Origin of the sequence: Inquilinus sp. 2KB_23 (genome assembly GCF_052115705.1) — a bacterium.
Lineage (GTDB): Bacteria > Pseudomonadota > Alphaproteobacteria > DSM-16000 > Inquilinaceae > Inquilinus > Inquilinus ginsengisoli_A.
On record NZ_JBFRHF010000006.1, the window covers coordinates 204,378 to 228,633 of the forward strand.

Here is a 24,256-nt window from a genome sequence, read left to right on the forward strand (position 1 = left end):
TTATGCGGAACGGTACAATATTCAATGGCCATGAGGCCCGTCATGCAGCCCAACCTCGCATCCCCCAGCAACTCGGTGACATCAGGCATCGCGATCGGCGAAAGCCATCCGGTGCAGCTCGCCGAGGTCGACGCCGAGTTGAGCCGGGTGTTCGATCGCTCCCGATCCGGCCGCCGCGCCGTGGCGCCGAAGCGGGCGTTGCGCGAACGCCTGCGCCGCCCGCTGCTGATCGCCTTCCCGCTGATCCTGGCAGGCGCCGGCGCGGCCTATTACCTGGCCGAAGAGCCTTATGTCTCGACGGACAACGCCTTCGTCCGTGCGGCGAAGGAGTCGATCAACGCCCGGGTCTCCGGCCAGGTGGTCGAAGTCGCGGTGACCGACAATCAGCAGGTCCAGCGCGGCCAGCTGCTGTTCCGGATCGACCCGGCGCCGTACCAGATCGCGGTTGACCAGGCCGAGGCACAGCTGGGCAGCGCGCGCCTGCAGATCGACGCGCTGAAGGCCACCTACCGCCAGCAACTGGCCGACCTGCAGTCGGCCAAGGATTCCGCCGACTTCGCCGAGCGCGAGTTCGGCCGCAAGAAGGCGCTCGTCGCCTCCGACTGGACGCCGCGCGCGGCCTATGAGCGGGCGGACACGGACCTCAAGATCGCCCGCCAGCACATCGCGGCGATCGAACAGCAGGTCGCCAACACCGTGGCCGCGCTGAACGGCGATCCGGATATCGAGATCGATCGCCATCCCTCGGTCCGCGCCGCCCAGGCCCAGCTCGACCGGGCCCGGCTCGACCTCTCCTATGCCGCGGTGACGGCACCCGATGACGGCATCGTGACCCGGGTCGACGACCTCCAGGTCGGTGACTTCGTCAATCCCGGCGCCGACGTGTTCTCGCTGCTGTCGAGCCGACAGATCTGGGTCGAGGCGAATTTCCGCGAGACCGGCCTGACCCACATGCGCCCGGGCCAGGAAGCATCGATCGATGTCGACGCCTATCCGGACCGCAGCTTCAAGGCGCATATCGTCAGCATGAGCCCGGGCACCGGATCGGATTTCTCGGTGCTGCCGCCCGAGAACGCGACCGGCAATTGGGTCAAGGTGGTCCAGCGCCTGCCTGTGCGCCTCGAACTCGATGAGGTTGATCCGGGCCGGCCGCTGTTCTCCGGCATCAGCGCCACCGTGCGGGTCGACACCGGCCATCGCAGCAACTGGCGCCACGCGCTGCTGGCCGCGTTCGCGGCGGAGGCGGCCGAATGAGCGCCATATCCGCATCGAACCCTGCGGCCGACGGCCATCGCGCCATCACCATCGCGGCGCTGCTGGCGACCTATATGCAGGCGGTCAACATCTCGCTGCCCAATGCCGCCCTGCTCCACATCCAGGGCACGATGTCGATGGCCGATGACGAGGCCGGTTGGGTGTTCTCCTGGTACATCGCGGCCAGCATCATCACCATGCCGATGACGCGCTGGCTCGCGGGCCGCTATGGCCGCAAGGCGGTCTATCAGCTCTCGATCGCCGTCTTCGCCCTCGGCCTCGTGCTCGCCACGCTGGCGACGACCACGATGCAGTTCATGGCCGCCCGCATCGTCCAGGGTGCCGCAAGCGGCCCCCTCGCCCCACTGTCGCTGGCGATCCTGCTCGACATCCTGCCGGCGCAGCGTCATGCCCGCATCAGCCTGATGTGGACCATCACCCTGGTGCTGGGCATCGTCAGCGGCCCCAGCATCGGCGGCTGGCTGTGCGAATATTTCGGCTGGGGGTCGATCTTCACCCTCAGCCTGCCGATGGCGGGGTTCATCCTCCTGGCGATGGCGCTGTCGCTGCCGGAGAAGAAGGCCGAGCAGCCGCCGCCCTTCGACGCCTTCGGCCTGGCAACGCTGGCGCTCGGCCTGATCGGGCTGCAGGCGCTGCTCGACCGCGGCGAACGGGTGGACTGGTTCAATTCGGCCGAGAGCTGGGTGGAGGCTGCGGCCGCGGTGCTCGGCTTCGGCCTCTATCTCGTGCACATCCTGACCGCGAAGGTCCATTTCCTCAGCAAGGCGCTGTTCCGGGACCGCAACTTCATCCTGTCCGCGATCCTGTTCTTCGCCTTCGGCTTCGTCCTGCTGCCGACCATGGCCCTGACGTCGCCGATGCTGGACGAACTGCTCGGCTATCCCGCCGACACCACCGGCATGATGGCGGTTCCCCGTAGCATCGCGCTGGTGGTGGCGCTGATCCTGACGGTGCGCGCCCCGTCGCGCATCGACAACCGGTGGCTCGTGGCCGGCGGGATGGCCCTGATCATCTACGCCAACGGACGGATGCTCGGCTATTCCCCCCTGATGGACTGGCGGCCCGTTATCGTCGCCGGCGTGATCCAGGGCGCCGGCCTGGGCATCCTGATGCCGGCGCTGACCAAGGCGGCGTTCAGCACGCTCGACCCGGCGCTGCGCCCGGAAGGCACCGTGCTGTTCAACCTGTCGCGCCTCTATGGCAGCACGATCGGCATCGCCCTGGTCCAGACCTTCTTCCACCAGAACACCCAGGCCATGCATCTGGCGCTGGCGAAGCAGCTCATACCCACTCGCGCCGCCGCCCATGTCACCGGGTCGATCGCCGGGCCGGGACTTGTCTCGCTTAACCACATAATCACCGGCCAGGCGGCTTTCGTCGGGATCATCGGCCAGTTCGAGGTCATGATGATCGCGATGCTGATCGTGAGTCCCCTTGTGCTGTTTCTCCGCAAACCGCGCCCGGCCCGCTGACCCCGCTCCATCGCCAACCCAGGACAAAGGCGTACGAAGATGGCAATCCCCGATGCGCTTCGCGACAAACGGATCCCCCTCAACCACGGGACCGGGGCGATGCCCGCCGCCGGGTTCGGCACGCTGATCCCCGATCCGGTCGCGACCCGGCAGGCGGTGACCGCCGCGCTGGAGGTGGGGTTCCGCCATTTCGATTGCGCCGAACGCTACCGCAACGAAGAGGCGATCGGCGACGCTTTCCAGGCCGCCTTCCAGGCGGGGACGGTCCGGCGCGAGGATGTCTTCGTCACCACCAAGCTGTGGAACACCAATCATCGCCCCGAGCGAGTCAAGCCCGCCTTCGACGCCAGCCGGCGGCGGCTGAAGGTCGACACCGTCGACTGCTACATCATCCACACCCCCTTCGCCTTCCGCCCCGGCGACGAGCAGGACCCGAGGGATGCGGACGGCAAGGTCGTCTACGATTCCGGGGTGACGCTGGGCGAGACATGGCAGGCGCTCGAACGCCTGGTGGATGAGGGCCATGCCAAGTCGATCGGCCTGTCCGACATCACCCTGGAAAAGCTGCGCGAGATCGTGGCGGGGGCGCGGATCAAGCCCTCCGCGGTGCAGGTCGAATCCCACCCCTATCTCCCGGAATGGGAGTTGCTCGACTTCTGCCGCGAGCATGGGATCGTGCTGCTGGCCTTCGCCCCGCTGGGCCACGGCATGGACCCGAACCTGCTGGAGGACCCGGTGATCACGGCCATCGCCCAGCGGGTTGGCAAGACGCCGGCCCAGGTGGCGCTGGCCTGGGCCGCGCAGCGCGGCACCGCCTTCCTGACCACCTCGACCAAGCCTGAGCGCATCCGGGGCAACTTCGACATCTCGACCCTGCCGGAGGACGCGATGCAGCAGATCCGGGACGGCATCACCACCAACATCCGGTTCAACAGCGTGGTGACGACCGGCGTGCCCGGCTTCATTCCCCGGGTCCGCTGACCTGAATGCAACGGCTTAGGGCGGCCAAGCCCAATCTCGTTTGACGATCACGAGGGCCGCCCTACCAGTTCGTCACCGATCCGTCGTTGCGCTTGAGATGCGGCGCTTCCCAGAACTTGAAGCTCTGCTGCTGGATCAGCGCCTCATTCACCTCGACGCCGAGGCCGGGCGCGTCCGTCACCGGATAATGGGCATTCTCGATCCGTGGCTGGACCGGGAAGAATTCGGAATTGTCGAAGCCGAGCTGCTCGGCCGTCGAGGTGCGGGTCTCGAGCCAGGAGAAGTTCGGGACCGCCGCGGCGAAATGCACCGTCGCCGCGGTGCAGATCGGGCCCAGCGGGTTGTGCGGCATCATGTCGACGTAATGCGCCTCGCTCCAGCCCGCGACCTTCATCGCCTCGGTGAAGCCGCCGACATTGCAGATGTCGATCCGGTTGAACTGATGGATGTTGCGCTCGATGTAAGGCAGGAACTGCCATTTCGAGGCGAACTCCTCGCCGATGGCGAAGGGCACGTCGACCATGCGCCGCAGCGCCTCATAGGCCTCCGGCGTCTCGTCGCGGATCGGTTCCTCCAGGAAGTCGAGCGTGCCGGAGGGCATCTTCTGGCAGAAGCTCGCCGCCTCCGCCACCGACAGGCGGTGATGCAGGTCGATGCCGAGTACGACGTCGCCGCCCAGCGCCTCGCGGGCCCTGACGCACCACTTCGCCGTTGTGGCGATATGCTCGCGCGGCTCATAGACCGCGCTGCCGCCATGGCCGGAGGGCGACAGGCGCATCGCGGTCCAGCCGGCGGCGATCAGCGCCCGCGCCTGCTCGATCATCGCCTCGCCCGGCGGGGCCGAGGTGGTGGCGAAGGTTGGGATCCGATCCCGCTGCTTGCCGCCCAGCAGCTGGTAGACCGGCACGCCGAGCGCCTTGCCGAGGATGTCGTAGAGCGCGATGTCGATCGCCGAGATCGCCGCCTGCAGCACGCGGCCGCCCTCGAAATACTGGCTGCGATACATCTCCTGCCACAGCGCGCCGATCCGCAGCGGATCGCGGCCGATCAGGAATTCGCGGTAGTGCTCGATGGCGCCGACCACCGCCCTCTCCCGCCCGGAGAGGCCGCTTTCGCCCCATCCGGACAGACCTTGGTCGGTCTCGACCTTGACGATCAGCTGGTTGCGCGTGCCGACCCAGACCGGGTAGGCGCGGATGGTGGAGATCTTCATTGGGGTCACCAGTGCCACAGCGTGCCGTCCTCCAGCCGGTTTACCGGCAGGTAGGCGCGCTGATAGGGGTGCTTCGCCGCCAGCGCCTCGTCGATGTCGACGCCATGGCCCGGCGCCTCGCCGGGATGGATGTAGCCGCCCTCCTGCACCCATGAATGGGGGAAGACCTCATGCATCAGCGGGGTGTAGCCGGAGAACTCCTGGATGCCGAAATTCGGCACCCAGAGATCGATATGGGCGTTCGTGCCCATCGCCACCGGCGAGACATCCATCGGCCCGTGGCAGGCGGTGCGGATGTGGTAGACCGAGGCGAAATCGAAGATGCGCCGAAGCCCGGTCACGCCACCGGCATGGACCGACGTCGCCCGGATGTAGTCGATCAGCTGCTCCTCCATCAGCAGCCGCGCATCCCAGATGGTGTTGAACACCTCGCCCAGCGCGATCGGCGTCGTGGTGTGCTGGCGGATCAGGCGATAGCCCTCCTGCAGCTCGGCTGGGACCGGGTCTTCCAGCCAGAACAGGCGGAACGGCTCCAGGTCCTTGCCCAGCCGCGCTGCCTCGATCGGGGTCAGGCGGTGATGCGTGTCGTGCAGCAGGTGCAGGTCGTCGCCATAGACGTCCCGCAGCCGGGCGAACAGCTTCGGGATGTGGCCCATGTATTTCGCGGTCGACCACACCTCCTCATGCGGCAGGGCCTCGACCATGCCGCCCGTGCCCTGCTTGGCCCCCTTGCCGGTGCCGTAGACCGCCGGGAGTCCCGGGATGCCGACCTGGCAGCGGATCGCGACATGGCCCTCGTCGCGCTTCTTGCCGACGGCGTCGACAGCCTCCTCGATCGACATGCCCTGGGCATGCGAATAGATCATCACCTTGTGCCGCGAGGCGCCGCCGAGCAGCTGGTAAAGCGGCATGTTCGCCGCCTTGGCCTTGATGTCCCACAGCGCCATGTCGACGGCCGAGATCGCCGCCATGGTGATCGGCCCGCGCCGCCAATAGGCGCCGCGGTAGAGGTACTGCCAGATGTCCTCGATCTGCGCGGGATCGCGCCCGATCAGCAGCGGCGCGACATGGTCCTGGAGATAGCTGACGACCGAGAGCTCGCGCCCGTTCACCGTGCCGTCGCCGATGCCGTACAGGCCTTCGTCGGTGACGATCTTGACGGTGACGAAGTTCCGCCCGGGCGAGCAGACGATGATTTTGACGTCCTTGATCTTCATGGAAGCACCTCAGTCGGGATCGTGGCGCCAGCCGAGCATCCGTTCGGCCTTGGCGGATGAGAAGAAGCTGCTGAAGCCGCTGAGGTCGCCACGGATCGGCACATCCGGGAAGAAGCGGGCGGCGAGATCCAGGCTCGGCACATCCATCACCGTGTCCGGGGCGGCGATGTAGAACGCCTCGTGCCCCTTGAACGGCGCGTCGAGCGCCAGCAGGCAGGCCCGCGACGCCGCGTCGTAGAGCGTGTAGGCCCAGAGATGCTTCGACGCCTCCTTGGTGGCGAAGCCGTAGACGGCCCCGGCCTGGGCGCGCTCCTCCACCACCAGGTGGAAGCGCATGCTGGCGATGCGGAGGTCGCTGTAGCGGCGGGCGAAGGTGTCGGCCTGCTGCTCGCAGATCCATTTCGACAGCGAGTACGGCTCCTCGGTGTAGTTCGGATGCGCCTCATCGATCGGCAGGTAGTCGAAATGCGCCTCGCGGCTGAAGGACAGGCCGATGGCGTTGACGCTCGACGCCTGCACGATCCGGGTGATGCCGACCTCGATCGCAGCGCGCAGGGCGTTGTAGCTGCCGGTGACGTTGTTGTTGTGGACGATGTGGTCGGGGTGGTTGCCCGGCGAGGGAATCGCCGCCATGTGGATCAGGGCGTCGCAGCCGCGGAAGGCGTCGACCAGCGCGTCGTAGTCGCCGATATCGGCCTGGACGAAGCGGGTGTTCTCCTGCGCCTCGGCCGGCGCGGCGCGGTCGATGCTGACGATGCGATGGCCGCGGCGCAGTGCCGCCGCGGCGATGGCGCGGCCGATCCGGCCGCTGCCGCCGGTCAGCGCGATGGTCTTGACGGTCTTTGCGGTGTCCATCCTGCTCTCCCCCGCTCAGGAGCCGTAGACGGACTGATGCAGCCCGCGGATGTAGCCGATGGCGTAGAGCCGCCCGAAGGCGGAGTAGCCGGCATGATCGTTGCTGTCGCCCTCCACCGTCGGCACATGGTCGGGGCGCAGCACGCCGTCGAAGCCGATGTCGCGATAGGCGCGCATGCAGGCCAGCATGTCGGTCTTGCCGGCGTCGTGCCAGGTCTCGCGGAACGCCTCCGGCGTGCCCTGCACGTCGCGGAAATGGACGAAAGAGATCGCCTTGCCGAAGCCGCGGATGGCGCCGGGCAAATCGTCGGTCATCAGCGTGAAGTTGCCCTGGCACAGCGTGATCGTGTTCATCGGGCTGGGCACGGTTTCGACCAGGCGACGGTAGTTGTCGATGCTGCGCATGATCCGGCCAACGCCGCGGATCGGCGACAGCGGCGGGTCATCCGGGTGCATCGAGATCTTCACCCCGGCCGTCTCCGCGACCGGCAGCACCTTCTTCAGGAAGTATTCGAGGTTGACCCAGAGCGCGTCCTCGTTGATCGGCGGGTTGCTGGTCAGGTCCGCGGGCACGTCGGCGAGGTTGAAGCTGGTGACCACCGACCCGCCGCGCGACGGCGTCGCCAGGTTGGTGCGCACCCAATTGAAGTCGGTCATCCACTCGTAGCACCACACCGGGATGCCGAGCCGGCCCATGTTCTGCAGCAGGGTGCAGACCGTCGCAATCTCCTCGTCGCGCCCCGGCAGGCCGCGCTTCGCCAGGTTCAGCGGCGGCCGGGCCTCAATCACCTTCAAGGTGAAGCCGGCGTCCTCGTAGCGCTGCTTCAGGCGCTGCAGCGGCGCGAGATCCCACGGCGCCTCGCCCTGCAGCAGGTCGTCGGGCGGCAAGCCGCCCACGGCGAGGTCCACCCCGGCCTGCTTTGCCAGTTTCCAGACGGGCGTCGGCGTGGGGCTGATGAATTCGGCGATCTCGAGCATGGTCGTGAGGATCCCGGAGAGGCTGGGCGGGTGAAGGGCGGATGGTTGAGGTTCAGGCGGGCAGCAGTTCCGAAAGCCGCTCCTGCGCGACCTGCGGCTGCCGGTCGTAGAGGAAGCATGAGGCGGTCTGGCGATCACCGATCCGGAACAGCGGCGGCTCCGCCGCGCAGGCCTCCATCGCCTGCGGGCAGCGGGACCGGAAGCGGCAGCCGCCGGCGCCGATGGCGGCGTCGCGCGCCTGGATCGGCTGGGCGCCCCAGCGGCGGTCGAGATTGGGCCAGGGGATCGAATCCACCAGCAGCTGGGTGTAGGGGTGCTGCGGATCCTTGATCACCTGGTCGACATCCCCCGCCTCCATCACCGCGCCGCGGTAGAGCACGATGATCGACTTGGCGATGTGGTAGGCGGTGGTGAGGTCGTGGGTGACGTAGATGATCGACACGCCATGGTCGCGCTGCAGGTTGCGCAGGGTTTCGAGGATGGTGGCGCGCAGCGACGCGTCGACCATCGACACCGGTTCGTCGGCGATCAGCAGCCGCGGCTTCAGCAGCAAAGCGCGGGCGACGTTGATGCGCTGGCGCTGGCCGCCGGACAGCTGGTGCGGGAACCGCCCGAGGATGTCCTCCGGCCGCAGCCCGACGGCGGTCAGCGCCTCCTCCATCTTAGCGCGCGCATCGGCCTTCGATGCCGCCAGGCGGAACTTCCGGATCGGTACGGTCAGCAGATGGTCGACCGTGTAGAACGGGTTGAACACGGCGAACGGGTCCTGGAACACCGCCTGCACCTCGCGGCGATAGGCCATCTTCTCCTTGCCGCGCAGGGTCGAGACATCCTTGCCGCGATAGATGATGCGGCCGGTCGTCGGCGCGATGAAGCCGAGCAGCAGCATGGCCAGCGTGGTCTTGCCGCTGCCGCTTTCGCCGGCCACGGTCAGGATGGTCGGCTCGTCCTCCTTCAGCGTCAGCGAGATGTCGCGCAGCGCCGTCGTGAGGTGGGCATGGACCAGCCCGCGTGTGTAGGTCTTCGAGACGTTCTCGAGCCGCAGCAGATCGGCCATCTCAGGCGTCCCCGTCATAGAGGTGGCAGGTCACGCCGCGGCCGCCGGCCAGGATGATCTGCTCGGGCCGGGTCGTGCTGCACACGGCCATGGCCTTGTCGCAGCGCGGGTGGAAGGCGCAGCCGCCGGGCAGCCGCAGCAGCGACGGCGCCAGGCCGGGAATGCCGCGGAACACGCCCTTGTTCTCCAGACTGGGCAGGCTGTCGATCAGCGCCTGGGAATAGGGGTGCTTGGGGTCCGTGAACATCTCGCGGACCGTGCTGACCTCGACCAGCCGCCCGGCATACATCACCGCGACCTTGTCGACGAACTGCGCCATCAGGCCCATGTCGTGGCCGATCAGGATCACCGCCGCGTTGATCGCCTTCTGGACATTGTCGATCGTCTCCATCACCTGGCGCTGGGTGACGACGTCGAGCGCGCTGGTCGGCTCGTCGGCGATGATGACGTGGGGGTCGAGCAGGATGCCGATGGCGATGCAGACACGCTGCTTCATGCCACCGGACAGCTCATGCGCATACATGCGGTAGACGCCGGCATCGAGATCGACCGATTGCAGCGCCCGCTTGCAGCGCGCCTCGATCGCCCCGCGGGCTTCGCCCGGCAGATGCGACTTCACCGCGTCGACCATCTGGGCGCCGATCCGGGTTACCGGGTTCAGCGAGTTCATCGCCCCCTGCGGGATATAGGCGATGCGGGACAGGCGCGCCTGGCGCATCCCCTCGGCGTCCAACGCCATCAGGTCGGCGCCGCCGACCATCACCGCGCCACCCTCGATCCGGCCCGGCGGCTTGATCATCCGCATCATGGCCAGCGCCAGCGTGCTCTTGCCCGAGCCGGATTCGCCGACCATGCCCAGCTTCTCGCCGGCACGCAGGGTGAAGCTGACATCGTCCAGCGCCCGGGCGCGGCCGGAATCGGTGTAGTAGGTGACCTCGAGGTTGCGGACGTCGAGGACGGGAACGGCTTCCGTCGTTGCGGCCGGCATGGCCTTCCTCCGGTCCCGGGGCGGCGCGAGCGTCGTATCCATCGCCGTCACTCCGTCCTGCGCACGCGGGGATTGGCCAGCTCGTCCAGGCCCATATTGATCAGGGCCAGCGAGCCGAGGATCAGGATCATCGCCACCGACGGGATGATCGGCCACCACCACCAGCCGTTGAAGAAGGCGCCCTGCGACTGCGCCGCCCAGATGATGTTGCCCAAGAGCGGCTCACGCAGCGGCCCGAGCCCGAGCACCGCGAGGTAGAAGGCGGCGAACACGGCCGAGAACACCTGCGCCACGAACGCCGCCGCGATGAAGGGCAGCAGGCAGGGCAGGATCTCCTTGAAGATGATGCCGAGGTCGCTGACGCCAGACAGCTTGGCCACGGCGACGAACTGCCGTTCCTTCATGGTCAGCACCTGGGAGCGGATCACCAGCGTCGGCCCCATCCAGGCCAGCAGCACGACGATCAGCGCCATGGTCAGAATGGTGACGTCGCGCTTGTCGAGCGACCCGGCGATGACGACCTGGATCAGCAGGACCGGGATCGGCGTCAGGATCTGGCAGACCGTGCGGATCACGGCGTCGCTCCAGCCCCGGAAATAGGCGGCGATGAAGCCGAGCACGACACCGATCAGCGTGCCCAGGCCGCCGGCGATGAAGCCGATCAGGGCCGTCTGCCACATGCCCACGACCATGGCGGAGAACAGGTCGCGGCCGAAGAAATCGGTGCCGAACGGATATTTCAGGCTCGGCGGCTTCTTCACCGCCACCGACAGCGGATAGGCGTCCTTCGGATTGATCGTCAGCAGCCCGACGATGGTGAAGGCAATGAGGCCGAGCAGGATCAGCACGCCCAGCGCCAGCCCCTTGTTGCGGCGCAGGTAGCGCAGCACCAGGACAACGCGGCCGGGGCGCTGGAAGACGGGTTCGGCGGAGGGCGAGAGCGCGGCGATCGTCATGTCTCACGCTCCTCACGAATTGCGGACGCGGGGGTCGAGCAGCGGGTACAGGAACTCGACCACGGTCATCAGCACCGCCACGGCGATGGTGATGAACACCACGATGCCGTAGATGGTCGGGAAGTCGTTGGCGCGGATGGCGAGGTTGAGCGCGCTGCCGATGCCCGGCAGGCCGAACAGCCCCTCGACGATGATCGCCGAGGTGACGATGGCGGCGGGCGCCAGGGCCAGCGCGGTCACCTGCGGCAGCATCGCGTTGCGCAGATAATAATCGCGGAAGATGCGGCCGCCGGTCAGGCCCTTGTGCTCGGCGAAGTTGACGTAGTCCTCGCCCTGGATGGTGACGCCCATGCCGCGCATCGACAGCACCCAGCCGCCGACCGAGCCCAGGATCAGGGCCAGCGCCGGCAGCACCTGATGCTGCAGCATGTCGAAGGCGAAGCCGAAGGACAGGTTCGGCACCACCCCGGCGGAATAGGCGCCGCCGAGCGGCAGCCATTTCAGCCGGAAGCCGATGAAGAACAGCAGCAGGATGGCCATGATCACCGGCGGCACGCCGGTCAGCAGGATGAAGGGCGCGGCGAAGGCCCGCAGCCAGCGCGGCGCCCGCGGCCAGGCGGCGACGGCGCCGAGCAGGTTGCCGATGATGAAGCTGAGGATGGTGGTGACCAGCAGCAGACCGATGGTCCAGGGCAGCGACTGCGCGATCACCTCGGACACGGTCGAGGGATAGCGGTACAGCGAATAGCCGAAATCCATCCGCAGGATGTTGCCGAGATAGTGCCAGTATTGCTGGTACAGCGGCTGTTCGAGGCCGAACTGCTGCTGCATCGAGGCGATGATCTTCTCCAGATCCTGGGGCGAGAAGCCGCCGGTGCGAGCCAACTCGCCGAACCGCTCGCGCAACGCGTTGCGGCTCGACAGCCGCGGGATGAGGAAGACGATGGTCGAGGCCGCCCAGACCACCAGGACGAGGAACAGAAGACGCCGGATGATGAGCTTGACGGTCACTGGGGCGATCCTGGTGCTGTTGCCGGACAGGAGGTGCGCGCCCCGGGGCGCGCACCTGTCGCAAGCGAATGGTTACGGCGCGCCCGACGGCTGCAGCGCCGTGATCACCAGCAGGCCGGTATGGGCCCAGAAGGCGCCGTTGGTGCCGCCGGCGAGGTTGGTGGCGCTGGGCCAGCCCTTCCAGTAGTGGTTGTTGTAGGGAATCCGGTGCAGCCACTGGATCACCGGCACGTCGATCGTGTCGCGCCAGTAGATGCCCAGCGCCTTCGCCGCGCCTTCCTGGAATTTCGGATCGCTGGAGTCGAGCGGCGAGATCTCATCCAGGATCTTGTCGAATTCGGCATTCTTGTAGCGCGAGAAGCGGTTCGCGCCCCCCGCCGACCCGTTCGCGTTGCTGTACTTGCCGTGGAAGAGGTTCAGGGCCTCGAACGGATCGTAGAGGCTGGCGCCGTGGCCGAAGAGATAGAGGCCGGCCTTGCCGTCAACCATGTTCTGGAACGCGTCGGTGCCGAAGTTGACATTCGCGTCGAAGCCGGCCTGGCGCAGCATCTCCGCCAGGATCGGGGCGATGTCGCCATGGATGGTCTCGAAGGCCTGGATGGTGGCGTCGAGGGTCTTGCCGTCCTTCGCCCACAGCCCGTCGCCGTTCTTGCTGAAGCCGGCCTCGGTCATCAGCTTCTCGCTCTCCGCGACGTCGAACTTGCCGGGCTGGTACTTCTCCTCCTCCGCCTTCACGGCTGGGGAGTCGGCGAATTTCTGCAGGTTCGGATACAGCGGGAACGGATAGATCGTCGCGATCTTGGCGCCGTCATAGAGCACCTCGTTGATGCGGTCGCGGTCGATCGCCAGGCTGATCGCCTTGCGCACCCGCGGATCGCTGTAGGGCGCCAGCTGAGTGTTCATCCACAGCGAGTTCGGCCACCAGTCGAGATAGCCATAGGGCGATTCCGTGCCCGTCCAGGACTGGATGTCCTTGTTCTGCTCGACGATGTTGCCGATCACCTGGGCGCGCATGTCGACCGAGGAATCGAACTCGTTGTTCACCAGGCGCTGCGCCACCGTGTCGATCGGCTGGTTCAGCACGTTGACGATGACGACGCGCTTGACCGCCGGCTGGGCCATCCGCCCCGCCTTCACCGCCCACCAGTCGGGGCGCAAATCCATGATCTTCTGGTTGGCGTTCCAGGCGACCACGTTGTAGGGCCCGGAATGCGGGATGGCATCGAGGCCGACGGCCGCCGTCGGGTTCGGCTGGGCGGCTTCCCATTCCGCCGGCACGATCGGCAGGCCGGTGTCGAACTTCTCGGTCAGCACCTCGAACTTGAAGCGCGGCGCCGGCTGCTTGAACTTGACCTCGACGGTCAGGTCGTCCTTGGCGCTGACGCTGTCGACGAACTGCTCGAAATGGGCGTGGTAGGGCAGCGTGTCATACTTCATCTGCCCTTCGAAGGTGTAGACCACGTCCTTCGATGTGACCGGCTTGCCGTCGCTCCACTTCGCGTCCTTGTTGAGCTTGATTTCCAGCGTTTTGAAGTCCGGCGTGGTGTATTCCATGCTGTCGGCCAGCCACGGCACGAACTCGCCCTTGAAGATGGCGAAGTACATCAGCGGCTCGAACAGCAGGTTGTTGCCTTCCTGATGGGTGTAGCCCGGCAGCACCCAGGGGTTGGTGGTGCCGACCGAGGTGCCGCCGGCGRCGCCCCAGCCGAGGATCAGCGTCTGGTTGCGGGGCACGTCCGGCAGCGCGCCCTTGGGCGTGATTTCCTGCGCCGCCGGCAGGCCGGCGCTCTGCGCGAACGACGCGGCCGGCGCGAATATCGCCGCCGCGACGAGCGCAAGGCCGGCGAGGCTTTGGCCGGCAAGGCGTTTCAGACTGACCATAGGACAGACCTCCTCCCTGTGATTGTCGAATGGTGCAAATGTCGCCTTTGCACCTTATGGAGCTCTTCCGGCGCGACGACGCACGCCCCCTACCCTCTCGAAGTCAAAAGGCCTCATGGCCCGATCGACAGTCGTCAATCGAATCCCGACAAATCTCATGTCCGAAAGCACAATGCCCGTTGGCTTCCTGTGTTCTTCCTCCTTCAGCGATATTGCCCATCGCCAAGCAATTCGCATCTTGTATATTTTGTCGATAGCCTAGGTCAGTTCCACGGCAGGCTCAACCGTCAATGATCCTCTGACATCGCTATTTTCGGCAGCCCCCTCTGTTGCCATCACGCTCATGAGATGGAGAAGACCGATGCCAGCCCCCGCCATGCGCGTCGCCGTGGGCCAATTCCATGAACTCACGGACGAGAAGCTGCGCTTCGCCGCCCAGATCGGCGTCACCGGCATCCAGATGAACAATCCGACGCTGCCGGGCGACGCGTATTGGGAGGAGACGGACATCCGCCGGCTGGTCGAGACGGTCGAGGCGGCCGGCCTGACCTTCGAGGCCATCGAGAACGTGCCGACCCATTTCTACAACAAGGCGATGCTCGGCCTTCCCGGGCGCGACGAGCAGATCGAGAACTACTGCCGGACACTGCGCGCTGTCGGCCGCGCCGGCGTGCCGATCCTGGGCCTGCATTTCATGCCGAATTCGGTCTGGCGCACCGACCGGAAAGCCCCCGGCCGCGGCGGCGCCGGCAACACCCGGTTCGAGATGGCCAAGGTCGAGGGCACCACCAAGGCGGAGTGGCGACGCTTCATGCCGACGACGCTGGGCCGGCCGGACTCGATGCCGCTCTTCGACACGGCGGACGGCGTCGTCACCGCCGAGGCGATGTGGGCGAACTACACCTATTTCATGGATGCGATTCTGCCCGCCGCCCAGGAGGCTGGGGTGAAGATCGCGCTGCATCCCGACGACCCGCCGGTGCCGATGCTGGGCGGCGTCGCCCGCATCTTCAAGGACCCGGCGGATTTCAAGCGCGCCCATGCCCGCTATGCCGACAGCCCCTCCTGGGGCCTCGACCTGTGTCTCGGCTGCTGCTCGGAGATGCCCGGCGGCGCGGCGAATGTGCGGGAGATGATCACGTATTTCGGGCCGAAGGGGCGGATCTTCTACGTCCATTTCCGCGACGTGCAGGGCACGGTGCCGGACTTCATCGAATGCTTCATCGGCGAAGGGAATTTCGATCCCGGCGAGGCCATGGCGCTGCTGCGCAAGAGCGGCTTCACCGGCTTCCTGCTGGACGACCATGTCCCGCATATGGACGACGACACCGACTGGAACCATCGGGGTCGCGCCCACGCGATCGGCTACATGCAGGGGCTCCTGCGCATGGCCGAACGGGCCGCCTGACGTCGGAGAGGCCTTCCTGACCTGAGAAGGCCGTCCTCTCCCCGCACAAGTCACAGCATCACCTCCCGAAGCTGGTCCGGTGGTTACTCCACCTTGGTCTTCTGTCCGCTGCGCCGCGCCGCGCGCATCTGCTCGATGATGTGGCGGCCGGATCCTTCGACATGGCGGGCGAGAACCGCCGCCGCCGCATCCGCGTCCTGGGCCTTGATCGCGTCTAGCACCTCCCCGTGCTCCCGCATCACCGCGGCCTGGCGGCCGAGCGAGGTCGGATGCCGCCGGCTGATCGCGCGCAGGATCTCGCGGTGCTTCCACCACAGATCGACCGCGTGCCGGTTGTAGTGGCGTTCGTACATCGTGTGGTGGAACTGGGTGTCGAGCCGCCCGTGACGCACCGGGTCCGAATAATTGATCCGCAGCATCTCGGCGTGGAGCGCCTCCAGCTCGGCGATGTCGGCATCGGTGGCGATGCCGACGAACCAGCGCGTCAGCGCCGGCTCGATCAGGACTTCGATTTCATAGATGTCGCGGATGAAATCCTCGTCGATCGGCCGCACGCGCGCCCCGCGATTGGGCGTCATCACCACGAAGCCCTCGCCGCGGAGCTGCTGCAGCGCCTCGCGCACCGGGTTGGTCGAGGTGCCGTGCCGCTCGGCCAGATCGGCGACGATCAGCCGGGCATTGGCCGGGATGAGGCCCGAGATGATGTCCTCGCGGATCGCCTCATAGACCGAAGCCTCGCGGTCCGGCGCCTGGAAGGCCGGCTGGTCCAGATCAGGAATGACGCTCATGGACCGTGCCGGGCCACATTGCAGGGCCCAGCATGTCCAGCCTCGGGACTCGACACGCGATCCTCCGGATTTCGTGTACGATCCTTGTCGGAGTTGACGCGAAATGTCGAGTCTGAAACACGCCCGACGCCGGCAGCCGGTCCCAGGCCAGACGGCGCCGCCTTCAGGCTGGGACAGCGGCCTCGACATGCCGGGCTAGCAGGTCGCGCAGCTGCGCCATCTCCTCCGGCTTCAGGTCGGTCAGCGGCGGGCGCACCGGGCCGGCGGGGCGGCCGATCGCGGCCAGGCCGGCCTTGATGATCGATACGGCATAGCCCTTGCCGCGGTTCCGGATCGCCAGCAGCGGATAGTAGAAGTCGCGCAGCAGCGCGTCGGTCGTGGCCGTGTCGCCATCGCGCAGGGCGCGGTAGAAGCGCTGCGCCAGCTCCGGCACGAAGTTGAACACGGCCGACGAATAGGTCGTCACGCCGGCGCTGAAATAGGGCGCGGCGAACACCTCATGGGTCGGCATGCCGCCGATATAGGCCAGGCGGCCGCCCATCCGGCGGGTGATCTCCAGCACCAGGTCGACCTGGCCGTGGCCGTCCTTGAAGCCGACCAGGTTCGGGCAGGCATCGCACAGCCGGGCGATGGTGTCGGCCGACAGCACCGCATTGTCACGGTTGTACACGATGACCCCGATGCCGACCGCGTCGCACACCGCCTTCACATGGGCGTACAGCCCCGCCTGTTCCGCCGTCATCAGATAGGGCGGCAGCAGCAGGATGCCGTCGGCCCCCGCCGCCTCGGCGCCCCGGGCGATCTCGACCGCGATGCGGGTGCCGTAGCCGCAGCCGGAGACGATCGGCGTGGCGCCGGCGGCGGCCTTGGCGGCGCGCACCACCTCCGGCACCTCCGTCGGGGTCAGCGAGAAGAACTCGCCGGTGCCGCCGGCGGCGAACAGCACCGCCGCCTCGAACCCGCCGAGCCAGCCGACATGCGCCTCATAGGCGGTGCGGTCGAACTCCAGGTCGGGCCCGAAATGGGTCACGGGGAAGGACAGGAGGCCCGCAGAGAGGGCGCCCTTGAGCTGAAGAGGATCCATGGAAGCCTCGTCGGATTGGATCAGCGGGTCACGGACCCGGGATAGAGCTGGCTCAGCGCCTCGAGCTGGGCGGCGAGGTAGCCGTAGCAGAAGGCGAAGGCGACGCCCTCGGGGTCGCGGCCGCTGATGGTCGGCACATGGTCCGGCATCACCATGTAGGGATAGCCGAGCTCGGCGTAGAGCTTCATCGACCGCCACATGTCCATGTCGCCCTCATCCGGGAACGTCTCCATGAAGGAGAGCTTGCCGCCGCGAATGTTGCGGAAATGGACGTTGAAGATCTTGCCGCGGCTGCCGAACCAGCGGATCACGTCGTCGATCTCGGTCCTTGGGTCTTCCAGCATCTCGCCGACCGAGCCCTGGCAGAAGTTGAGGCCGTGATAGGGGCTCTCGCGCATCAGCACGAACTTCTTCAGCCCCTCGACCGTGCCCAGCACCCGGGTGACGCCGCGATAGCCGGGCGGGGTGTAGGGGTCGTGCGGGTGGCAGGCCAGCCGGACCTTGTTCGCCTCGGCGACCGGGATCACCCGCTCGAGGAAATAGTCGATCCGCTCCCAGTTCTCGTCCTCGGACAGGGTGCCGACCAGGGTCGGCGGCGCGTCGTGGTCGGCCTTGTCCCAGCGGAAGGAGGCGTTCAGCGACCCGCCGCGCCCCGGCTCGTCCGGCGTGCGCGGGATGCCGATGATGTTGAGGTTGTACTTGGCGGCCGGGATGCCGGCCCGGGCGATGTTCTCGATCAGGCGGCAGATCGAGTCGATCTGGCGGTCGCGGTCCGGCCCGGCCGACAGGATGTCCGGGCTGTGCGACTGCTCGATCGGGCGCGAGCCGAGCGGCAGCTGCACCATGTCCAGCACCAGGCCGAAGCTCTCGAGCTTCTCGCGATGGCGCAACAGCACGTCCAGCGACCAGTCATGCGGGTTGCCGGGCGGATTGTCGTTGAGGTGGCGGACGCCGAGCTGGGCCATGACCCTGAGATCGTCGTCGTCGCGAACCCCGTTCTGCGTTCCGAGATACATGCCCGCACCCTCCCTGCGATCGGCTTCGTTGGTAGGCTAATATGACATCATACGACTGATGACAAGCCGGAACGCGCCCCGTCCGGTCAGGAGGCGGAGTCGGCTGGCAGCCCGCCCAGGCCGCGGTAGCGGCGCTGGCTTTCGGTCAGGTGGTGGCGCATCGCCAGGCGGGCGGCATCCGGGTCCTGGCGCTCGATCGCCTCGATGATCCGGGCATGCTCGGCGATCACCTTGCGCAGATAGGCGGTGGTCGCCTCGGCGGAATCGCCCAGCCGGCTGCGCGGGATGGTGCGCTGGCCGAGATAGGTCAGGACGTCGCTGTAGAAGTGGTTGTTGGTGGCGGCGGCGATCGCCAGGTGCAGCGCGAAATCGGCATCGACCGCATTGCTGCCGCTGTCGACCGCGGCGATCACCCGCTCATGCGCCAGCAGGATCTCGCCCTCCTGCCGCGACGACCGGCGCAAGGCCGCCAGACCGGCCGCCTCGACCTCCACCCCGGTCCGGAACTCCAGCAGTTCCAGCACTTCCGACAGCCGGGTGAAGTCGCCCGACAGCAGGCCGGGCGCGGGTTCGGCCGACGGGGTCACGAACACCCCGATCCCCTGCCGCGGCTCGACCAGCCCCTTGGCGCGCAGCTCGGCGATGGCCTCGCGCACCACGGTGCGGCTGACGTTGAACTCCTCGATCAGCCGCTGCTCGGTCGGCAGCCTGGCGCCCACCGGCAGCGCGCCATTGGCGATGCGCTGGTGCAGGGCCTCGACCACCGCGACCGCCAGCTTGTCGCGGCGGCGCGGCGTTGCGGCTTCGAGTCCGATCGGGTTCGGCACCGCTCCTCCTGGGCTGTCCGGGCGCGTGCCGCCCATCCGTTGGCCAGTCACACATTTGACTCTTGCGAAGTCAAGATGGCGGATGATAAGTCATCATACAACAGACATCATACTAAAAATGGGGAGGACACCATGGGAGGGTGGAAACAGGGGCTCTTGGCCCTGGCGGTCGCGCTGGCGCCGGCCTGGGGTGGCGGCGCCGCCGCCAAGACGCCGGCCGACCAGCTGGTGATCGGGGCGTCGCTGGCGCAGGTCCTGTCGCTGGACCCCGGCCAGGCCACCGAATCCGGATCCTGGCTGATCACATCCAACATCTACGACCGGCTGGTCTCGACCGATCCGAACGACGCGACCAAGCTGGTGCCGCAGCTGGCCGAAAGCTGGGACATCGACGGCAAATCCATCGTCTTCCACCTGCGCGACGCCAAATTCGCCAGCGGCAACCCGGTCACGGCCGAGGATGCGGCATGGTCGCTGCGGCGGATGGTCAAGCTTAACCAGGCCGCGGCATCGCTGTGGAAGCCCTACGGCTATGACGACACCAACATCGACAGCATGCTCGAGGTGGTCGACCCCAAGACCTTCCGCCTGAAGCTCCCGGAAGGCACCATCGCCGAATTCGTGCTGTTCGCCCTGTCCGGCAACAACGGCGCCGTGATCGACAAGGTCGAGGCCAGCAAGCACGAGGCCAATGGCGATTTCGGCAATGCCTGGCTGCGCGCCAATTCCGCCGGGTCCGGCCCGTTCGTGCTGCGCCGCTGGTCGCCGAACGAGATCATCCTGATGGACCGCAACGACGCTTTCTGGGGCGGCGCGCCGGCGATGAAGCGGGTGGCGGTGCGCCACATCGCGGAAAGCCAGGTGCAGCGCCTGCTGCTGGAGCGTGGCGACATCGACGTGGCCACGGCCCTCGCCGCCTCCGACATCACCGCCTTCGACGGCAAGCCCGGCTTCGTCGCCCAGCGGGTGCCGACCGGCGGCTTCTACGTCCTGGCGATGAACACCCAGAACCAGTACCTGGCCAATCCGGATGTCCGCCGCGCCATCGCCTGGGGCCTGGACTATGCCGGCATGCAGAAGACGATCATGGGCCCCTATGGCCGCGTCCGCCAAGTGCCGGTGCCGGAGAACTACCCGACCGCCCTGCCCGACCCCGGCTATACCCTCGACGTCGCCAAGGCCAAGGCGCTGCTGGCCAAGGCCGGGGTCCCGGACGGCTTTCCACTGGTGCTGAAGACGATCGCCGAGACGCCGCGCGTCGACCTCGCCACCGCGATCCAGGCCTCGCTGGCCCAGATCGGCATCAAGGTCTCGATCGAACAGGGCAACGGCAGCCAGATCATCGCCGCCCATCGCGCCCGCGACTTCGACCTGCTGATGCCGCTGACCGGCGGCGGCAACATGGCGGATCCGATCGGGTCGTTGCAGAACTTCACGTACAATCCGGACAACAGTCCCAGCGGCAATTCCGGCTACTTCACCTGGCGGTCGGCCTGGGACATCCCGGAGCTGACCAGGCTGACGGTCCAGGCCCGCGGCGAGGAGGACCGTGCCAAGCGCGAGGCCCTCTACACCGAGATCCAGAAGACCTTCCTGGCCAGCGGCCCGGCCATCCTGCCGATGTTCGAGCGGTTCGCGCCGGTGGTGGTCTCCGCCAATGTCGAGAACTTCGTCGGCCAGGGCTTCCGCGGCGTCCGTCTCGACATCGTCAAGAAGAAGGCCGAATGACCCGCGACCTGCCGCTGCGGCTGCTGCGCCGTGGCTTCAGCCTGATGCTCAGCCTGTTCGTGCTGCTGTGCCTGACCTTCGTGATCGGGCGGCTGATGCCGTCCGATCCGGTGGGCGCCATCGTCGGCGAGCTGGCGGACCCGCAGGCCTATGCGGCGATGCGAGCCAAGATGGGGCTGGACCTGCCGGTGCCGGAGCAGTTCTGGGTCTATCTGAAATCCCTGGCCCATGGCGACCTGGGGACGGCGATCCTGACCGGCAACCCGGTGCTGTCCGACCTCGCCGCCGCCTTCCCGGCGACGCTGGAGCTGGCCACCCTGGCCATCATCCTCAGCGTCGCCGTCGGCGTGCCGCTCGGCCTGCTGGCGGCGCTGTACCGCGACACGCTCTTGGACCAGATCGCCCGGGTGCTGTCCCTGCTGGGCCATTCCCTGCCGGTGTTCTGGTTCGGCATCGTCGGGCTGATCGTGTTCTATGCCGGGCTGCAATGGGCCCTGGGGCCGGGCCGGATCGACGTGTTCTACGAGGACATCGTCGAGCCGCGCACCGGCGCGATCCTGATCGACAGCCTGCTGGCCGGCGAGACCGAGATCTTCTGGAACGCGCTGGGCCACCTGATCCTGCCGGCCTGCATCCTGGCCTACACCTCGATGGCCTATATCGTCCGCATGACCCGCAGCTTCACGCTGGAGCAGCTGGGCCAGGACTACATCATCGCCGCCCGGGCCAAGGGCCTGCGCCTGCCCGCCGTGGTCTGGGGCCACATCCTGCCGAACATCGCGGTGCAGCTGGTCACCATCCTGGCGATCTCCTACGGCCATCTGCTGGAGGGCGCGGTGCTGGTGGAGATCGTGTTCTCCTGGCCCGGCATCGGCCAGTACATGACCAACGCGCTGATGATCGGCGACATGAACGCCATCCTGGCCTGCACCCTTTTGATCGGCGTGATCTTCATGATCCTCAATGCCCTGGCCGACGCCGCCTATCTCGCGCTCGACCCCCGCACCCGGGAGGCGCGCTGATGTCGATGCCAGCGCAACAGCCGGTCGCGCCGGCGGTGGCGCAGCCGCCCGCCGGCGGCGCCTGGTCGGCCCCGCTGCGCCGCCTGCGCCGCGAGAAGCTGGGGCTGGCCGGGCTAAGCTTCATCGGCCTGCTCGTGGTGGTCGCGCTCCTGGCCCCGTGGATCGCGCCCTCCGACCCGACGGTGCAGAACCTGGGCAACGTGCTGCAGCCGCCGGGCTGGGCCCATCTCGCCGGCACCGACGAACTCGGCCGCGACATCTTCAGCCGGCTGGTCTGGGGCAGCCGGATCACGCTGCAGATCGTCGGCACCGTGACGCTGATCATCGGCCCGATCGGCCTCGCCATCGGCGTCGTCGCCGGCTATTGCGGCGGCCGGGTCGACGCCGTGCTGATGCGGGCGACCGACATCGTCCTGTCCTTCCCCTCGCTGGTGCTGGCCCTGGCCTTCGCGGCGGCGCTGGGCGCCGGCCTCGGCACCGCGATCGTCGCCATCTCGCTGACCGCCTGGCCGTCGATCGCGCGGCTGGCCCGGGCCGAGACGCTGGTGGTGCGCCAGGCCGAATACATCGCCGCGGCGCGGCTCTACGGTGCCTCGCATCTCCGCCTCATCGGCCTCTACGTCATGCCGATGTGCATCCCCTCGGTGATCGTGCGCCTGACCCTGTCGATGGCCGGGGTGATCCTGACCGCGGCAGGCCTCGGCTTCCTCGGCCTCGGCGCCCAGCCGCCGGCGCCGGAATGGGGCGCGATGATCTCCAGCGGCCGCAAATTCATGCTCGACGCCTGGTGGGTCTCGGTGATGCCCGGCCTGGCGATCCTGCTCACCAGCCTGGCCTTCAACCTGCTGGGCGATACGCTGCGCGACGTGCTGGATCCCCGCCATGTCCGCTGATACGCCTGACGCCCCGATGCTGCAGATCGAGACCCTGTCGGTCGAGTTCGGCGAGGCCGCCCACCCGGTCCGGGCGGTGGACGGGATCGGCTTCGCGCTGGGCCGAGAGCGGCTGGGGATCGTCGGCGAATCCGGGTCCGGCAAGTCGACGGCCGGTCGCGCCATCATGCGGCTGCAGCCGAAGGGCGCGCGGGTCACGGCCGGCGCCCTGCGCTTCATGGGCCGCGACCTGCTGTCCCTGTCCGAGCGCGAGATGACCCGGATCCGCGGTCGCGACATGGCCCTGATCCTGCAGGACCCGCGCTATTCGCTGAACCCGGTGAAGCCGATCGGGGCGCAGATCGCGGAATCCGCCCGGGTGCATCTGAAGCTGGGCAACCGGGCGGCGCGGAAGGCGGCGCTGGAGATGCTCGGCCATGTCCGGATCCGGGATCCGGAGCGGGCCATGCGGCTGTATCCGCACGAGATCTCGGGCGGCATGGGCCAGCGCGCCATGATCGCGATGATGCTGCTGAACAAGCCGAAGCTGGTGATCGCCGACGAGCCGACCTCGGCGCTGGACGTCAGCGTGCGCCAGGACGTGCTGAGCCTGCTGGACGGGCTGGTGCGCGAGAACGGCTCCGGCCTGGTCCTGATCAGCCACGACATCCGCATGGTCGCGCGCTTTTGCGACCGGATCCTGGTGATGCATGCCGGCCGGGTGGTCGAGGAGCTGCGGTCCCTCGACGAAGCCAGCCATCCCTACACGCAGGGCCTGATCGCCTCGATGCCGGGCTTCGACGGCCCGCGGCCCCACCGGCTGCCGGTGATCGACCGGGCGCGGCTGGCCGCTTTCGAGGAGGCCGCCCGATGACCCCCGGCGATGCCATGGTCCGGGTGACGGGTCTCGACGTGCGCTTCCAGTCCCGCCGCGGCTCGGCGCATGCGGTGAAGGACGTCTCCTTCGCGGTCGAGGCCGGCGGCGCGCTGGGCATCGTCGGTGAATCCGGCTGCGGCAAGTCGACGGTGCTGCGCTCCCTCGCCGGGCTGGAGCAGCGCTGGACCGGCCGGGTCGAGCTGGCCGGCCGGCCGGTCGGGCCGCGGCGCAGCCGCGACGAGCTGGCCCGGGTGCAGATGGTGTTCCAGGACCCCTACGGGTCGCTGCACCCGCGGCACCGCATCGGCCGCGCCCTGGCCGAGCCGCTGATCGCCATGGGCCTGCCCGACCCTTGGGACCATGTGCCCGGGGCGCTGGCGCGGGTGGGCCTGCCGGCGGCCTTCGCCGACCGCTATCCGCACCAGCTGTCGGGCGGCCAGCGCCAGCGCGTGGCGATCGCCCGCGCCCTGATGCTGCAGCCGGCCATCGTGCTGCTGGACGAGCCGACTTCGGCCCTCGACGTCTCGATCCAGGCGGAGATCCTGAACCTGCTGATGGAGCTGCGCGAGGAACACGGGCTGACCTATGTCTTCGTCAGCCACGACCTCGCGGTGGTCGGTCAGATGTGCGACCGGGTGCTGGTGATGAAGGACGGCGCCTGCGTCGAGGAGCTGTCCGCCGACGCCCTGCGCGCCCGCACCGTCACCGCGCCTTATACGCGGGAGCTGATCGCGAACAGCTTTTTGTGAG

General features: G+C 67.7%; 22 protein-coding genes. 9 read left to right on the forward strand and 13 right to left on the reverse strand.

The genetic code is table 11. The features are described 5' to 3' along the window. Window positions 1-42: 42 nt before the first annotated feature. The 3 genes from AB4112_RS10145 (at window position 43) to AB4112_RS10155 (ending at window position 3,728) form a co-directional block, all read left to right on the forward strand. Entirely contained in the window at window positions 43-1,254 is a 1,212-nt protein-coding gene (locus tag AB4112_RS10145; RefSeq protein ID WP_309799937.1) for an HlyD family secretion protein, read from the forward strand. Continuing rightward, the gene (locus AB4112_RS10150; protein WP_309799935.1) at window positions 1,251-2,747 is read left to right on the forward strand and encodes an MFS transporter; all 1,497 of its coding nucleotides are present in this window, start codon (window positions 1,251-1,253) and stop codon (window positions 2,745-2,747) included. Before AB4112_RS10145 ends, AB4112_RS10150 begins: the two co-directional genes overlap by 4 nt. A gap of 99 nt (window positions 2,748-2,846) precedes the next feature. Next, entirely contained in the window at window positions 2,847-3,728 is an 882-nt protein-coding gene (locus AB4112_RS10155) for an aldo/keto reductase (RefSeq protein ID WP_441719171.1), read from the forward strand. 61 nt (window positions 3,729-3,789) lie between these two features. Here the strand turns inward: AB4112_RS10155 and AB4112_RS10160 are convergent, their stop codons facing one another. The 9 genes from AB4112_RS10160 to AB4112_RS10200 all read right to left on the reverse strand — a co-directional run bounded on the left by AB4112_RS10160 (window position 3,790) and on the right by AB4112_RS10200 (window position 13,884). Further along, window positions 3,790-4,941 carry a mandelate racemase/muconate lactonizing enzyme family protein gene (locus AB4112_RS10160; RefSeq protein WP_441719174.1) on the reverse strand — a complete coding sequence of 384 codons (1,152 nt, stop codon included), beginning with the start codon at window positions 4,939-4,941 and terminating at the stop codon, window positions 3,790-3,792. 5 nt (window positions 4,942-4,946) lie between these two features. After that, entirely contained in the window at window positions 4,947-6,158 is a 1,212-nt protein-coding gene (gene manD / locus AB4112_RS10165) for a D-mannonate dehydratase ManD (RefSeq protein ID WP_441719177.1), read from the reverse strand. A gap of 9 nt (window positions 6,159-6,167) precedes the next feature. Further along, window positions 6,168-7,013 carry an NAD-dependent epimerase/dehydratase family protein gene (locus AB4112_RS10170; RefSeq protein ID WP_309799927.1) on the reverse strand — a complete coding sequence of 282 codons (846 nt, stop codon included), beginning with the start codon at window positions 7,011-7,013 and terminating at the stop codon, window positions 6,168-6,170. Between the two features lie 15 nt (window positions 7,014-7,028). Then, window positions 7,029-7,991 (reverse strand): mannonate dehydratase, encoded by a 963-nt coding sequence (locus tag AB4112_RS10175; RefSeq protein ID WP_441719181.1) that lies wholly within the window; start codon window positions 7,989-7,991, stop codon window positions 7,029-7,031. A gap of 52 nt (window positions 7,992-8,043) precedes the next feature. Continuing rightward, window positions 8,044-9,048, reverse strand: a complete 1,005-nt coding sequence (locus AB4112_RS10180; protein WP_309799923.1) for an ABC transporter ATP-binding protein — start codon at window positions 9,046-9,048, stop codon at window positions 8,044-8,046. A gap of 1 nt (window position 9,049) precedes the next feature. Further along, window positions 9,050-10,036 carry an ABC transporter ATP-binding protein gene (locus tag AB4112_RS10185; RefSeq protein WP_309799920.1) on the reverse strand — a complete coding sequence of 329 codons (987 nt, stop codon included), beginning with the start codon at window positions 10,034-10,036 and terminating at the stop codon, window positions 9,050-9,052. Between the two features lie 47 nt (window positions 10,037-10,083). Further along, a complete protein-coding gene (locus tag AB4112_RS10190) occupies window positions 10,084-10,992 on the reverse strand; it encodes an ABC transporter permease (RefSeq protein WP_309799917.1) in 909 nt (302 codons plus the stop codon). Window positions 10,993-11,004: 12 nt separating this feature from the next. Then, window positions 11,005-12,003: an ABC transporter permease gene (locus AB4112_RS10195; protein WP_309799914.1), complete on the reverse strand. Its 999-nt coding sequence runs from the start codon at window positions 12,001-12,003 to the stop codon at window positions 11,005-11,007. 72 nt (window positions 12,004-12,075) lie between these two features. After that, window positions 12,076-13,884 (reverse strand): ABC transporter substrate-binding protein, encoded by a 1,809-nt coding sequence (locus AB4112_RS10200; protein WP_441719185.1) that lies wholly within the window; start codon window positions 13,882-13,884, stop codon window positions 12,076-12,078. Between the two features lie 361 nt (window positions 13,885-14,245). Here AB4112_RS10200 and AB4112_RS10205 point away from each other — a divergent pair, with 361 nt between their 5' ends. After that, entirely contained in the window at window positions 14,246-15,292 is a 1,047-nt protein-coding gene (locus AB4112_RS10205) for a mannonate dehydratase (RefSeq protein WP_309799911.1), read from the forward strand. Window positions 15,293-15,375: 83 nt separating this feature from the next. Here the strand turns inward: AB4112_RS10205 and AB4112_RS10210 are convergent, their stop codons facing one another. The 4 genes from AB4112_RS10210 to AB4112_RS10225 all read right to left on the reverse strand — a co-directional run bounded on the left by AB4112_RS10210 (window position 15,376) and on the right by AB4112_RS10225 (window position 19,007). Beyond that, a complete protein-coding gene (locus AB4112_RS10210) occupies window positions 15,376-16,080 on the reverse strand; it encodes a GntR family transcriptional regulator (RefSeq protein ID WP_309799909.1) in 705 nt (234 codons plus the stop codon). A 163-nt stretch (window positions 16,081-16,243) separates the two neighbouring features. Further along, window positions 16,244-17,164, reverse strand: coding sequence for a 5-dehydro-4-deoxyglucarate dehydratase (gene kdgD, locus AB4112_RS10215; RefSeq protein ID WP_309799905.1), 921 nt, complete (start codon window positions 17,162-17,164; stop codon window positions 16,244-16,246). Window positions 17,165-17,184: 20 nt separating this feature from the next. Then, window positions 17,185-18,180: a mannonate dehydratase gene (locus AB4112_RS10220; protein WP_309799903.1), complete on the reverse strand. Its 996-nt coding sequence runs from the start codon at window positions 18,178-18,180 to the stop codon at window positions 17,185-17,187. Between the two features lie 86 nt (window positions 18,181-18,266). Beyond that, window positions 18,267-19,007 carry a FadR/GntR family transcriptional regulator gene (locus tag AB4112_RS10225; RefSeq protein ID WP_309799901.1) on the reverse strand — a complete coding sequence of 247 codons (741 nt, stop codon included), beginning with the start codon at window positions 19,005-19,007 and terminating at the stop codon, window positions 18,267-18,269. Between the two features lie 132 nt (window positions 19,008-19,139). On the opposite strand from AB4112_RS10225, the gene AB4112_RS10230 reads away from it, so the two are divergent. Genes AB4112_RS10230 through AB4112_RS10250 form a run of 5 tightly spaced genes read left to right on the forward strand, consistent with a single transcriptional unit; the run spans window position 19,140 to window position 24,255 of the window. After that, a complete protein-coding gene (locus AB4112_RS10230; protein WP_441719190.1) occupies window positions 19,140-20,735 on the forward strand; it encodes an ABC transporter substrate-binding protein in 1,596 nt (531 codons plus the stop codon). Continuing rightward, window positions 20,732-21,757, forward strand: a complete 1,026-nt coding sequence (locus AB4112_RS10235) for an ABC transporter permease (protein WP_309799897.1) — start codon at window positions 20,732-20,734, stop codon at window positions 21,755-21,757. Before AB4112_RS10230 ends, AB4112_RS10235 begins: the two co-directional genes overlap by 4 nt. Next, window positions 21,757-22,650 carry an ABC transporter permease gene (locus AB4112_RS10240; protein ID WP_441719194.1) on the forward strand — a complete coding sequence of 298 codons (894 nt, stop codon included), beginning with the start codon at window positions 21,757-21,759 and terminating at the stop codon, window positions 22,648-22,650. Before AB4112_RS10235 ends, AB4112_RS10240 begins: the two co-directional genes overlap by 1 nt. Next, window positions 22,640-23,503: an ABC transporter ATP-binding protein gene (locus tag AB4112_RS10245; RefSeq protein WP_441719197.1), complete on the forward strand. Its 864-nt coding sequence runs from the start codon at window positions 22,640-22,642 to the stop codon at window positions 23,501-23,503. Before AB4112_RS10240 ends, AB4112_RS10245 begins: the two co-directional genes overlap by 11 nt. After that, window positions 23,500-24,255: an ABC transporter ATP-binding protein gene (locus tag AB4112_RS10250; protein WP_441719199.1), complete on the forward strand. Its 756-nt coding sequence runs from the start codon at window positions 23,500-23,502 to the stop codon at window positions 24,253-24,255. The genes AB4112_RS10245 and AB4112_RS10250 overlap by 4 nt, the downstream gene beginning before the upstream one ends. Window position 24,256: the final 1 nt, after the last annotated feature.

Excerpts from the sequence above, each read along its gene's own strand:
- AB4112_RS10145 (WP_309799937.1), top strand. The coding sequence starts at position 43 with ATGCAGCCCAACCTCGCATCCCCCAGCAACTCGGTGACATCAGGCATC.
- AB4112_RS10230 (WP_441719190.1), top strand. The coding sequence starts at position 19,140 with ATGGGAGGGTGGAAACAGGGGCTCTTGGCCCTGGCGGTCGCGCTGGCG.
- AB4112_RS10160 (WP_441719174.1), bottom strand. The coding sequence starts at position 4,941 with ATGAAGATCTCCACCATCCGCGCCTACCCGGTCTGGGTCGGCACGCGC.
- AB4112_RS10240 (WP_441719194.1), top strand. The coding sequence starts at position 21,757 with ATGTCGATGCCAGCGCAACAGCCGGTCGCGCCGGCGGTGGCGCAGCCG.
- AB4112_RS10175 (WP_441719181.1), bottom strand. The coding sequence starts at position 7,991 with ATGCTCGAGATCGCCGAATTCATCAGCCCCACGCCGACGCCCGTCTGG.
- AB4112_RS10245 (WP_441719197.1), top strand. The coding sequence starts at position 22,640 with ATGTCCGCTGATACGCCTGACGCCCCGATGCTGCAGATCGAGACCCTG.
- AB4112_RS10250 (WP_441719199.1), top strand. The coding sequence starts at position 23,500 with ATGACCCCCGGCGATGCCATGGTCCGGGTGACGGGTCTCGACGTGCGC.
- AB4112_RS10210 (WP_309799909.1), bottom strand. The coding sequence starts at position 16,080 with ATGAGCGTCATTCCTGATCTGGACCAGCCGGCCTTCCAGGCGCCGGAC.
- AB4112_RS10155 (WP_441719171.1), top strand. The coding sequence starts at position 2,847 with ATGCCCGCCGCCGGGTTCGGCACGCTGATCCCCGATCCGGTCGCGACC.
- AB4112_RS10180 (WP_309799923.1), bottom strand. The coding sequence starts at position 9,048 with ATGGCCGATCTGCTGCGGCTCGAGAACGTCTCGAAGACCTACACACGC.
- AB4112_RS10235 (WP_309799897.1), top strand. The coding sequence starts at position 20,732 with ATGACCCGCGACCTGCCGCTGCGGCTGCTGCGCCGTGGCTTCAGCCTG.
- kdgD (WP_309799905.1), bottom strand. The coding sequence starts at position 17,164 with ATGGATCCTCTTCAGCTCAAGGGCGCCCTCTCTGCGGGCCTCCTGTCC.
- manD (WP_441719177.1), bottom strand. The coding sequence starts at position 6,158 with ATGAAGATCAAGGACGTCAAAATCATCGTCTGCTCGCCCGGGCGGAAC.
- AB4112_RS10185 (WP_309799920.1), bottom strand. The coding sequence starts at position 10,036 with ATGCCGGCCGCAACGACGGAAGCCGTTCCCGTCCTCGACGTCCGCAAC.
- AB4112_RS10205 (WP_309799911.1), top strand. The coding sequence starts at position 14,246 with ATGCCAGCCCCCGCCATGCGCGTCGCCGTGGGCCAATTCCATGAACTC.
- AB4112_RS10220 (WP_309799903.1), bottom strand. The coding sequence starts at position 18,180 with ATGTATCTCGGAACGCAGAACGGGGTTCGCGACGACGACGATCTCAGG.
- AB4112_RS10170 (WP_309799927.1), bottom strand. The coding sequence starts at position 7,013 with ATGGACACCGCAAAGACCGTCAAGACCATCGCGCTGACCGGCGGCAGC.
- AB4112_RS10190 (WP_309799917.1), bottom strand. The coding sequence starts at position 10,992 with ATGACGATCGCCGCGCTCTCGCCCTCCGCCGAACCCGTCTTCCAGCGC.
- AB4112_RS10150 (WP_309799935.1), top strand. The coding sequence starts at position 1,251 with ATGAGCGCCATATCCGCATCGAACCCTGCGGCCGACGGCCATCGCGCC.